At 44.7% G+C, this 12,335-nt stretch carries 10 protein-coding genes; 5 read left to right on the top strand and 5 right to left on the bottom strand.

What is annotated here, in order from left to right; genetic code table 11:
• The first annotated feature begins 48 nt into the window (after window positions 1-48).
• The gene (locus tag Dvar_RS26985) at window positions 49-609 is read left to right on the top strand and encodes an HD domain-containing protein (RefSeq protein WP_419656232.1); all 561 of its coding nucleotides are present in this window, start codon (window positions 49-51) and stop codon (window positions 607-609) included.
• Window positions 610-695: 86 nt separating this feature from the next.
• Here Dvar_RS26985 and Dvar_RS26980 read toward each other — a convergent pair whose 3' ends face one another.
• From Dvar_RS26980 to Dvar_RS26970, 3 genes are all read right to left on the bottom strand, one after another.
• Window positions 696-893: a hypothetical protein gene (locus Dvar_RS26980; RefSeq protein WP_419656231.1), complete on the bottom strand. Its 198-nt coding sequence runs from the start codon at window positions 891-893 to the stop codon at window positions 696-698.
• Window positions 894-1,216: 323 nt separating this feature from the next.
• Window positions 1,217-2,512, bottom strand: coding sequence for a dicarboxylate/amino acid:cation symporter (locus Dvar_RS26975; RefSeq protein WP_419656230.1), 1,296 nt, complete (start codon window positions 2,510-2,512; stop codon window positions 1,217-1,219).
• A gap of 1 nt (window position 2,513) precedes the next feature.
• Window positions 2,514-3,428, bottom strand: coding sequence for a transporter substrate-binding domain-containing protein (locus tag Dvar_RS26970; RefSeq protein ID WP_419656229.1), 915 nt, complete (start codon window positions 3,426-3,428; stop codon window positions 2,514-2,516).
• Window positions 3,429-4,849: 1,421 nt separating this feature from the next.
• Between Dvar_RS26970 and Dvar_RS26965 the strand changes: the two genes are divergently transcribed.
• The 4 genes from Dvar_RS26965 (at window position 4,850) to Dvar_RS26950 (ending at window position 9,213) form a co-directional block, all read left to right on the top strand.
• Window positions 4,850-5,386, top strand: coding sequence for a hypothetical protein (locus Dvar_RS26965; RefSeq protein WP_419656228.1), 537 nt, complete (start codon window positions 4,850-4,852; stop codon window positions 5,384-5,386).
• Window positions 5,386-7,179: a hypothetical protein gene (locus Dvar_RS26960; RefSeq protein ID WP_419656227.1), complete on the top strand. Its 1,794-nt coding sequence runs from the start codon at window positions 5,386-5,388 to the stop codon at window positions 7,177-7,179. Before Dvar_RS26965 ends, Dvar_RS26960 begins: the two co-directional genes overlap by 1 nt.
• Before the next feature lie 542 nt (window positions 7,180-7,721).
• The gene (locus tag Dvar_RS26955; RefSeq protein WP_419656226.1) at window positions 7,722-8,432 is read left to right on the top strand and encodes an AAA family ATPase; all 711 of its coding nucleotides are present in this window, start codon (window positions 7,722-7,724) and stop codon (window positions 8,430-8,432) included.
• Window positions 8,416-9,213, top strand: a complete 798-nt coding sequence (locus Dvar_RS26950) for a substrate-binding periplasmic protein (protein ID WP_419656225.1) — start codon at window positions 8,416-8,418, stop codon at window positions 9,211-9,213. Before Dvar_RS26955 ends, Dvar_RS26950 begins: the two co-directional genes overlap by 17 nt.
• A gap of 702 nt (window positions 9,214-9,915) precedes the next feature.
• Here the strand turns inward: Dvar_RS26950 and Dvar_RS26945 are convergent.
• Together Dvar_RS26945 and Dvar_RS26940 are read right to left on the bottom strand one after the other, a co-directional pair.
• A complete protein-coding gene (locus Dvar_RS26945; RefSeq protein ID WP_419656224.1) occupies window positions 9,916-10,608 on the bottom strand; it encodes a hypothetical protein in 693 nt (230 codons plus the stop codon).
• Window positions 10,609-11,113: 505 nt separating this feature from the next.
• Window positions 11,114-11,896: a hypothetical protein gene (locus Dvar_RS26940; RefSeq protein WP_419656223.1), complete on the bottom strand. Its 783-nt coding sequence runs from the start codon at window positions 11,894-11,896 to the stop codon at window positions 11,114-11,116.
• Window positions 11,897-12,335 lie beyond the last annotated feature (439 nt).

Below are 12,335 nucleotides of genomic sequence, written 5' to 3'. Positions count from 1 at the left end.
TGGGGTATAGTATCCAAAATACTGGGAGACGAAGCCAAAGGAATAGGGATGAACCCAAAAAACCGAACGCGCATTCCGACAAAAACACAGTGCTACGAAATGCTTAAAGAAACAGGCACCTTCGAACACATCAAGGAACACAGCGAAACCGTCACACGCGTAGCCAAAGAGATCGCACAGCGCTTAAACGAAGCCGGAAAAAATATCGACATCGAACTCGTCGTTGCCGCCGCACTGCTTCACGACGTAACCAAGACGAGGAGCCTTGAAACCGGCGAAGACCACGCAAAAACAGGCGCGGAACTGATACGCGGAAAAGGGTATATTGATGTCAGCGAGATCGTTCGACAACATGTACGCCTCGACGACGAGCCAGGCAACGAAACGATAACGGAAGCCGAAATCGTGAACTACGCAGACAAAAGAGTAATCAACCGAGAAATTGTAGACCTAAAAGAAAGGAGGGATTACATCCTAAAAAGATACGCAGATATCTTCGATGACCCGGGTGAGATAGAAAAGATCTTTAAGAACATGGAAAAAACGGAAGCGAAAATATTCAATGCCATGCCGTACAGACCAACATCGCTCAAAGAAAATGTAAGCTAGCTATTGAAATGTTCGATTCCGCAAAGAGCCGCTACGCTTTGAGAAAATAAGTCAACAGACGGTTGAGGACCATTTGGATGCTATCTTTAACTTCTCGCAAATCCAACAATGCCGATTCCTAAAAGCATGGCCACAACTGGAACATGGGGGAACACAAAATCTAAAAAAGCCTTGATTTTAGGCAATAGCGAATAATGGAGGGCTGCTACGCCTCCATTGCCAAACATCACCGCCAGAAACGCCAGACTGCAGGCTAGGGTCAAAGCAATTACTATTTTTTTCATCGCTCGCCTTCTTTCATTTTTCGATGGGAAACACTGATTCAGATTGACTTGATTAACACTGTACAATATTGGTGCCAGATCATTTTTATCGTTTTATTTCAATATTATAGGAATCAATTGCCGGTATCTTGTTGGATGGCGGAATTGCTTCAAAATCAAGCATGTTTAGTGATGGTTTGATTCTAACGAATTGTAATGAAATGTAATACTTGGTTTGCATTAAAATGAGTCAATCTGTGGCGTGCTTGAAAACGAATCGATGCTTTATTGTGCTCCTTGCCCAAATGTACGTGGGGAAAATCGAGTCTGGCTACGACTGACGATCAAACCGCATGGATGGCATTTTCCGAGCGTCCAATAACGACAGCCGCCGTTGCGTCACCCCAGACGTTAATGGCTGTGCGGAACTGGTCGAGGATTCTGTCAATGGCAAGGATCAGTCCAATTCCAACCAGCGGAAGGCCCGCAGCCGTCAGGACGATGCCCATGGTGACCAGGCCGGCACCGGGAATCGCCGCCGCACCGATGGCAGCCAGCGAAGCGGTGATGAAAATAACGACCTGCATGCCCATCGTCAGCTCAATTCCCATGATTTGAGCGATAAAAATAACCGCTACGGATTCATACAATGCGGTTCCATCCATGTTTATCGTGGCCCCTAAGGGAAGGACGAAGTTGCCGATGCGGCCTTCCACGCCGGCTCGATTTTCCAGATTGCTCATGGTCATCGGAAGTGTGGCTGCGATGGAGGCGGTCGACCAGGCCGTCATCATGGCTGGACTCAGGGCTTTTATCAACCGGTACGGGTTGTAGCGTCCCATTACCAGAACCAGAATCGGCAGGGTAATAAAACCATGGATAAACAAGCCCACAAGAACCGTTACCGCGTATTTGCCCAGCGCTTTCAATGCGGCAAATCCAAGATCCATGAAAATAGCGGTGACCAGCATAAAAATGGCGTACGGTGCGATGACCATAATCGCCATGATGCCATTTTGCATGATTCGGTCAAGACCACCAATGGCATTGGTCAGCGTCTCGGAATCCCGGCCGATGGTGGACGCCATGATGGCGAGAAAGATCGTGAAAAAGATGATCTGCAGGATGTCGCCGGTGGCAAACGCTGCAGCCGCGTTTTTGGGGATCATGTTGACAAACGTGTCCACGATGATGAGCGCTGCGCTGCGTTCACCGACCCCCTGGCTGCTTACTTTTTTCGGAACCTCGGTGCCGATGTTGAGTGCGGCCAGTGCGTCTTTATCAATGCCAACGCCGGGGTCGATCATATTGACCACGATCAACCCCACCAGAACGGCCAATGCCGTGGTCAGTATGTAATAGCCAACGGTTTTACCGCCAATCTTTCCCAGTGCGCGCACATCGCCAAGATTGGCAACCGCCATGAAAATGGAGGCAAACACCAGCGGAACGATCAGCATGCGCAGCAGACGGATAAAAATGTCTCCGCCGTACTGAAAAACGGTTTTCATGATGTACAGGGGGCCCGAGGTGATGCCGGCGCCCATGGCCATGTTGATGCCCATGCCGATCGCGATGCCGGCAATGATCCCGATGAGAATTTTCCATTGCAGATCGAGCCCTTTGCTCTGCTTCGCCATATCAATCACCTCCGTAATAGTCTTCGCTGATGTTGTAGCTTTGGGTAACGACCTTGCTGCTCACCGGCAGGTACTGCCCCAGAAATCGGGAGACGACCCCATCTGACTTCATTTCCAGATTGAACATAGCGAGCATGTTCAAAAGATCCTGGTTCCCCTTGCGTACCGCCATCCCGTAGTAGTCCGGTTTGAACGGCGGATCGAGAACCACCAGCCGGAACTGCGCTTCCCGCATGTGTTCTTTGAGCCAGACTTTTAGGAAGATTTCATCATGAACCATCATGGCGGCCTCACCACCCCGTGTTGCTGCCGCAGCCTCTTCGTTGGTGGGATAGGCTTTAACCGATGCCTGTGGAAAGAAACGGGGAACCACCTGTTGGGGGGCTTTCCCATCGGTTACGGCGATGACGAGCTGACTTGCCTTTCCGTTTTTTTCGAGAATGGATACAATTGTCTGAAGGTTTTTTGCCTCACTGATGCCCAGTTTGGCTGCTCTGACTTTGTTTAACAGGATCGACAGGCCGGTTTCGAAATAGGGCACTGAAAAATCGACCACCTTGGCCCGGTCGAAAGTGATGCTCATGACGGCGATAATGATATCGATTTGGTTTGCCCGAAGCATTGGAATCAGGTCGGAAAAAGATTCGGGCACGATAAATTCAGCCTTCACGCCAAGCTTCTCGGCGAGTCGGTTGGCGATGTCGATGTCAACGCCGACGCGTCGGCCGTCTTTTTCAAATGAAAACGGCTTATAATTCGGATTGACACCAACCTTCAACACCTTGCTGTCCAGTACCTGGGACAGTGTCGTTGGCCCTTCGACCTGGTCTTGCGCCAGGGGTGCGACTGATGACATGAGGACAACAAGGAGCGCAAGTGCCATTGATCGCACCACAATAATGCCGAACTGTTTCATGCCTCCTTCTCTCTTCATTTGCCGGAATGTTACCGGCGGTTCTGCAGTTTGCCGACTTTAAAATACACTCAGGTTGGCATACTCGGTTGATATTGAACAACAATCATCTATGAAAGATTCGGATACCTCAACCTATTTAAAAATTCAGACCTGGCCCAAACCAAAGATCGAAAATGGAACCCATTTGTATCAATAATATATTTTAAATTCTCTCATCAGGAACAATGCATTTGGAAAGGATAGTGACAAACCCGCTCATAAAAATCAGAATCACTGTTTGTGAGCGGCTTAAATATGATAATCATAATTGGTGGGTTTTGTCGAGCTTCTCGCAAAATTAATGCTTGTATGGGTGCCAGATATACCATCCGTTATAATCGCGAAAAGCTTTAAGGCAGGGTTGAAGTCAACGAGTTTTTTTTCATCGGCGGGCAACGATTTGGGAGATGTGGTTGTGGTACTCAAAGCAAGATTGTCGCCCCTGTTGCTTTTGAACGCGGTGGTTCAGAAAAACAGATAGATCGCATACGGTTGCATGTTGTGACAGATTGCTCCATTATTTTCTCAAACCTTTTGTTCGAGATAACATCTTAACTTTCCGTGAAAGATTTAATCCGAAATACTTTCAGGTATACTTGCTTGAGTACTTTTTTCGTTTTAAACGTAGCAAAACCCATGACATTGGTGAGAATTACATGGGTATCGCTCAGACGGCATTAAACTTGATGTCTAATATACAGTGTGGTGTTTCGTGGGGGCGATACAATGTCAGGGCTCTCAATGTCCTGTTTAGTTTTTTGAGAACCGAAAAACTGTTTCAGTTACAACTTGGGCTCTTGTCAAGTTATTGTTTTGTTGAAACTGTCAGAAGTAAAGAGAAAAATACTTGACTGGGAAATATATATAGAATATAGGAAAGCGGCCGGCCGCACAAAGACTCATAGTGTGAGAACTATCTTTATGATTACACAGAATAAATCAGATGATTGAGGTTTTTATACAAAAGGAGGGAAAATAAAAAATTAAAATATAAGGTTTCGCTACACAAAAACATTAGAGAAATGTCTATCCTTTTGAATTGATTTTACGCTGATCGAATAACTCATTTTACATTGCCTTTCTCATTCATATTTCAACTCTCTTAGGCTTTTGTGTATATCTGAGCTACCTTTAAAGCTAAGAATTATTTCTTTCATTTCTATTCGACAGAAAATAAGAAGCACTGCTGAATAATCATAACAAAAACAGGTGTAGAGTTGGCTTGGCGCTGCTTGCTTGCAAGAAAACGCGTGGTATTATCGCTGCGATAGTCAAGACGGTATACTTCTTTTAGGGGCGTAAACATCTTTTTAAAAATATGAATAAAACTGAAAGAAGATTAAAATTGTTTTTTAACAAAAAGAGAATTGTGAGGGGGTTAAATGAAAAAAAGTATTATTGTTTCAATTTTTGTTGTTTCGCTTTTGGTATTTTCAAGCCAAAGTGGTGTAGCGGCGGATGATGTTGACTTGTCGATATTGGAAAATAAAGAATGGACCGGCAATACAACCACAATTATTGCTGGTGAAGCATTCACTGCTGGACGCTTTGGTGCTGCATTTTATATTGGCTCAGATGGTAAAGCATATTTGTATAAAGCTGGAGCGAATCATTCTGAAAATGATACATACGGACCAAAAGGAATCCTATTGACAAATTCAAGCTACGCTATAGATGATGAAATTCCAGTAGGAATAGGAGAAGGCTTTCTCAGAAATGATAATGAAGCCTTAGATTATAGTGATGTTGGAAAAATACTTTATATTGGGATAAATGGATGGTGGACTCTTGATATTGAGGATTTCTCAACAACAGGTGACCATATCGTAATTGGAAATACAGTCTGGAGTGTTTCGCCCAATATTCTGCATATTGACATGACTAATGCAATTGACCTTACATACAGTGAGAGCCAATAATGAAAAAAAATACATGCTTCATCATGATGCTATTGATACTTTGCAATGTTTCATATGCCATTGATTTTAATAATGTATCTCATATCAATCGCATACCCATTGAGAATATTAGCGATATTAATAATATTAGCTTAAGTTGGCAACCGTCTGACCCTGTCGAAGATTATACTGAGGCATTTTATGTGACCGAGGACAGCGACGGGACAGGTTCGGGAACATCTGATGATCCGTGGTCGCGGGAAGAGTTTAACGATCTATCATTTGGTAGTGTAGATGCCGCAGACGGACGAGTCGGACCTGGTGATATTGTTTATTTTAGTGGCGAACTTACCGGTCCAGTCATACCTCCCGGCGATGGCGTGGCTGATGGATTTATCACTATTGATGGATGCGTTGATAGCGACAACATTTATCCTAACGAAGGTGACAACACGGCGAGTTTTGCATACTTCGATGGCGTAAAGATTCCGATACGCATCTCAGGCGTTAATTATATAATCGTTCGCGATTTCCGTATAATTAATTGGACTAGCTATACTGCTCCTGCTAATACAAGCGGAGCAATATCTGTTTATAACTCGGACTACATTAGAATCCGGAATATTGATATGCAAGATGGTACTTCCACAGCTTACCGTGGAGTATATACAAACGATGCTAATCATATAGTTGTAGAGAATTGTAGAGTTGATGGCATTGCCAATAGCAGTATTACAAATATAGACTCTATTGGGATTGGTGTGGTGTTATACAACTTAACCGATGGAGTCGTTCGAAACTGCTGGTTTGATCATTGCCTCGATTCCGTGCAACTAAATAAAGGATCGGATTATCTGGTGGAGGGGTGTTGGTTCAATGGCAAAATTCATACCGGCATCCCGGAGGATCACATCGACGTCAAGAACTGGGTTAATGGGTTTATTATCTGGAAAAATTATTTTGAGTCTGCAGATGGTGTTTATCGCGGCTACTCCGGAATACAAATCCAGCGCGGGTCGGACAATGGGTATGTTACCCAAAATTATTTTGAACACCAACCCTACGGAGTATATTTTTATGGTGGTTGCAAAACGGAAGGACCGTTTGGCCCAACTGATAATCATCATGTTTGGTCGAATATCTTTTACGACTGTTTAGGCGGTGTGTATTCTATAAATTCATCGAAAGGAACAATTGGTACTTACTACATGCACAACAACCTGTTTGTAGAAAATGTTGGCTCAACAACGACGAGCGAGAGAGCGGCATGGACTCCTACTAACGGGACAGCATTAGCGAGGAATAATGTTTACGTAGATAATACTACTCGATACGGATATCACCGGGCAATTTATATTTCTAGCGATAGCCAAGTCTCAAGAATAAATGATTCAAATGCATTGGGATATTGTGAAGGGTATAGTACGCATGTGTTCTGGGGTAACACATTAGGGTCAATTTTATTTACCAATGCAAGTCACGGTACTGATATGACAAGCGCCGACCCTGCGCTTGACTCAGAATTCAAACCAACTTCATCATCGACCGCTATTATTGACCAAGGAGTCACGATCTCTGACGCTTCTTTGATGAATTACGAAAACCGCCTTATTATTGACGGGAAGTCATACTGTAACAACGATGGAGGCACTTGTGATGAACTTATCAGTTATGATGTCGGTCTTTCTGCCGACACAGACTGGACGACATCTCCACCAAGCGTTGTGAGTGCAAAACATTCTGATGATGCGTTTCCTGACTTAGGACCATATGTTTATGCGCCGTATATAAGGCTGCTTACTATTGATCTATAAATAATCACGTATGCTCTATTCGACAATTATTAATCAGCGTGCGTGATTATTTATTTTTATGATAGGATCGAGTACATGGTAATGGACCAAACCCATTGACTAAACAAATGTCAGGTAACAACCGCCAAATAATAAAATTGGGTGACCCATCAACATAAGTACTTTATCGATTCAAACAACGCACAATTTTTTAAACTGATGACAATCCGAATTAAAAAAAAACTGGGTAACTCAAGGGAACCTTTGGTGTAAAAAAATCTTCATACCCCCGCCTTGAAACCACGATATTCCAATATCTCTTTGACGCAATTTACATATTCAACTTTAATGCTCTAAGACCACGTTGTCTCTATAATATTATCCTGAACCTGATGTTTGAAAATTACTAACAGTCGATTAAACTTGTCTTAGCCCATTTTCTAAGCTATTAATCGCTGTAAAGCGAAATGGGGCTTCCATTAATGGGAGATCCTGTTTCACACATTTTACGCTAAAAATTGAGATAGATAATCCTATCGGCTTCAGGACATTTTAAGAACACGATGAATAATCATATAATCAGCGCAACCTTGCACCCTGAAAAGTATCCATCGGATTGCCATTACCCATTTTCTTTGCCTGTTTTCAATCAAACAAGGCAAATTCGGTTTGAATGCCCGGTAACGTTCTTTGTGGGAGAGAATGGTACGGGAAAGTCCACTTTTTTAGAGGCATTAGCCTTGGCTGGCAATATCCATATCTGGCGCAGCTGTGGCGGTGTGCGCTACCAGGTTAACCATTATGAAAAGCAGTTATTCAAGTATATCTCTTTAGCGTGGGCCAATGGGAAAGTGCCTGGATCCTATTTCGGTTCGGAAATTTTTAACGACTTCAGAAGAATACTTGACAGTTGGGCGAGCACTGATCCTGGGCAATTGAACTATTTTGGCGGAAAGTCTTTGGTTACCCAATCACATGGCCAATCCATCATGTCCTATTTCCGTTCCTGCTATAGCAGAAAAGGCATTTATTTTCTGGATGAACCGGAAACAGCACTGTCTCCTAAAAGTCAACTTGAATTGATGGATATTCTTCGTGAAAACGGTAAAACAGGGCACGCACAGTTTATTATCGCAACGCATTCTCCAATTTTGCTGGCCTACGAAGATGCCAAGATATACAGCTTTGACAGCAGCCCTGTAAGTGTAATTGAATACCAAGAAACTGAGAATTATAAAATATACAAGAGATTTCTTCTTGAAAGAGAAAAATAATAATACGGGCATGAATGTATCCTTAAAAGCTTGTTGCCTTGCTATTATTGCGGCTTTTTTTTTATCGACTGCCAAAGCAGAGACCTTTTCTTTTGTTGGCAGTCACTTTCCGATTATATCCGAAGAGACAAATCAGGGGGAGCTTACCGGGATTGGTATCGATATCGCCCGGATTATCGGGGAAAAACTTGGGCATACAATTAAAATCCAGCTTTATCCATGGAGACGGGCCCAATTTCTGGTGAAAACGGGGAGGACGGATGTCCTCATCGCGCCTTTCAAAAACGCCGAAAGGGAAACATGGATGGATTTTTCGGAAGCCTACTTTCTGGCGGATAAATCCTTCCTGTTTGTCAAACCGGGTCGTTCGATCGACTGGCATGGGAACCTTTCATCGCTGAAAGGCTTAAAAATCTGTGTGGTAGAGGGATGGAGTCTGGGTCGTGGACTCGATAATGCTATAAACAGCCTATCTACGGAGCGTGTTGCCTCCCTGGACATCTGTTTTAAGATGCTGTTGATGGATCGTGTTGATGTGGTAACCACCCAGCAGCGCATAGCCATGAGTGTTTTCAGGCGGCTGGGGGTGGGTGCTGAACAGACACCTGTCGCCGTCCATCCGCCGTTGGCCGTTGATTACAATTACTTTGGTTTTACCAAGAAAAAGGATTTATCATCATTTAAGAAATCGTTTGATCGAGAGTTCAAGCGACTGCGTGAGTCTGGGGCAATTGCTCGATTGTTAAAAGAAAAGTACGGCCTGGAAAATTCAGTTCACTAGCACCGTCCTTTTTCAGATGTTCAGACAAAGAAAAAAGGGGGGGGCCAGGGACGAACGGCGAGCGAGGCCCTGTAGATCGTCCGCGATGTGGCCCGCAAGCTGATCGAGCCACGAGCGCGGCGTGCCGGTAAAATCAATCTTGCCACCATTAGGGTTAACGACTTACAGAACTATTGAAATCGAAAAAGATGACAATCAAAAAAAGAATAAATGGTTTGATTTTAAAAAGAAAAGACAACGATGGGGTGCTGAACCGTTCTTCTTGTCATAGTTATTCTGGTTTATTTCAGCCAAATAAGGTAGAGCCCAGTTAGAGGCTCTCGCCGTTCAACCGCAATATCAGCGGATCATATTGTTGCCTTAGTTGCCGGAGCTCTGCCGTTTATTGTGCCCTCAAATCTTACAGGAGGCACCGGCGACGCATCTGTTGATAAAGCAAGCCATCAAGCGACTGAAGCAATGTGAGCCGTTTGGATGTCTGTTGGCAGGCAAAAACTATCAACGGGTCATCTGTGCCTTGTGGTCAGGGGGTGAATCGTACATCAAGAATGGTAGATTTCTTCTATCCACTCTTTAAACCACTTGGGTTTTTGATATAACACATAAATCAGTACAAATGCTGTAATAGGGATCGGAATGATCGTATCAAAAACCGCTAACACAATAATATAAATTAGAATTTGAGTTTTTGTGGACATCGCTCTATTCCTTTCTTTCTGATTTCAACCAACTCAATATCCCTTTGAACAGCGAAGCACTATGGCTGATCTGCTTATAAGCTTCCTTTTTTGATAGCATCCGGCCTACCTTTTCCAATTGATACCCAAGGTTCCTTGAGAGATTGGCGATCCTGGCGATCTCGCGGGCAAGATCCGTTTCCGACTCGATGGTGATTGGGTAGACCTTGATCATCGACAAATTATTGAGGACTTCTTTTTCAATGATGCCATCTGTGGCGACGTGGTTTTTCCGATTGTAGGCGTTGTAAAGTGTATTGTGAAGAGGCATGCTCAAGTCACCAATGTAGTGGGCACAGAATGCAAGATGATATTCGGTGTATTTCCCTTCTTTGGTGGTGTGCCGGTATTCTCTGATGGACTGAATGATGGCCCCATAAAGATGGCCGGTTTCATCGGAAGGATCATTGTAACGATGAGCCTGTTCAATCACCATTTTTGCTGTGACATGGATTCCCGGCGGATTGTTGACGTAATGATTTTTGTTTTCAATGTCACCGGCTTTGACTTTGGTAATATCTGCACCGGCGGCATTGTACCATTTCTGGTAGCCGGCAGCTTTGGCAATGGCGAGATGGGTTTCATCGTTCCAGGCCCAGCTCGATGATGGTAAAATCCAGATTGAAATCAAAATCAGCCATCCAATTATTCGCTTCACGATCAATGCACCATTTTGTCGAAAGGGTTGCCACATAAAACACACGACTCCGGTTTTCAGACTGAATCAGCCCATATGCTGTGCACACTGTCCCAGTTTAGTCTGACAGATAGAGAAAATTGTCAATCCCGATTTGTCCGGGTCAAATTGTCGGCAGAAGGGAGCAGATTATAAACGAATAACTCCTAAGGGGGCGATTCAAATATTGCAGGTAATGTCAAAATGGGCAATTGAGAAAGTGATGATTGTTTTACATTATAACGGTATAAATGCAATAAAGTTAAATATGTTTAACAATAATATTGATATTGAGTCCCTTCGGGTTTACGAACGCGTGCATCCGGAAAAAACTGGCCGGCATAGCCTAATATCGCGACGAGAAAACCGTTGGTTCACGCCATATCGTGAGCCGCTATGGGCAGGGGCCCGGCTTCAAATACGGGCCATCGAGTCCCTGCCCATTCTTTCTTAACATTTTCTGATCATCCCGGCTGATGACTTGGGTTCAATTGCGCAGATAACGCGCAGATATCTTCTCCCATCCCAGTTCCGGAAGGTTGCCGTAAATATCTTCTCCCAAGAGACCGCCATCCACACTCATGGGGCCGGCCACCGTTTCGATATCTCTGAAAAGACGCTCCACCTCGCGTTGCAGAAAGGCCACGAGACGTTTTCCCTTTAAAAGTGCTTTCAATGCGCTGCGCATGCGGTTGGTGTGCATGCGCACCATCCATACACTGGGCACGCCACTGCGCCGTTGTAGCGGTGTTTTGGGTTCTAAGCAGCGATTGGTGGCGGTTACCAGGCCGCTGATGGGAGCCAGAAGGTGGGCCCGCTGACCCTGGCGTGTTACCGTTATCAGTGGATCTCCCTCTTGCACCAGGGTACCGTTTTCCGGCATGTCGATATGGTCCGGAGGCCCGATGAGGCTGCTGGCGAACGAATCCAGGCCGACCACCGCCTCCGAGGCCACAGAGCGTCGGAGCCACATATGACCATGGTGCATATAGGCGTCGGCCTGGACGCTGAAGCCTTCCACCGATATCAATTCTGCTCCACGGCTTGCATCATAGCGGGAACGCATGACTGAAATCACCTCATCGAAATTACAGTTACCGCATCTGCCATCCTTGAGACAGCCGTGGGGACCATTGGGACCCCAGAGGTAATGGCGGCAGATTTCCTGGGCTTTGGCCGTCGGCCGTGATGGCATTCGGCGCGACTGCTGCGTGGGGTGGGCGGCCTTTTGTGAACCCAGCTTGCCCGAACCATTGAGTGCAGAGTGCATAGGGTCTCCTTTCTCTGTTGAATCTAATGGTGCAATAGGCGATACAGATAGGAACTTGTTTGTAAGGCCAAGCAAAATTACTGCAACATGTTGTAGTTGAATATTCTTTAGCAGCCATCATGCCATTTTTTCAACCGATTGATATCATATACTAAAACAGATCATTGAGTTCGGTCTGGCACCATAGTGACAAAAAATATGTAGAATTTTCCTACATATTCCCTGATCGACATGTCAGTCACCACGGTAAGAATGTCGGTTTTTATTTTAATGTAAGTTGGTTAAGGGATGTGCCGGATTTTCCGACATGTGCAGCGGAAATTTCCTACAGTCGGTGAGCACCGAGGTCGCGTTTTTGGGTAGACGTTGTTTATCAGATCGGAGATCGAGAGATCAAGGGGCACCTATTGTTATTTTATTTCATTCGGTTATCATGGCT

Source organism: Desulfosarcina variabilis str. Montpellier (assembly GCF_048565275.1).
GTDB lineage: Bacteria > Desulfobacterota > Desulfobacteria > Desulfobacterales > Desulfosarcinaceae > Desulfosarcina > Desulfosarcina variabilis.
This window is presented reverse-complemented; position numbering and strand designations above follow the sequence as displayed.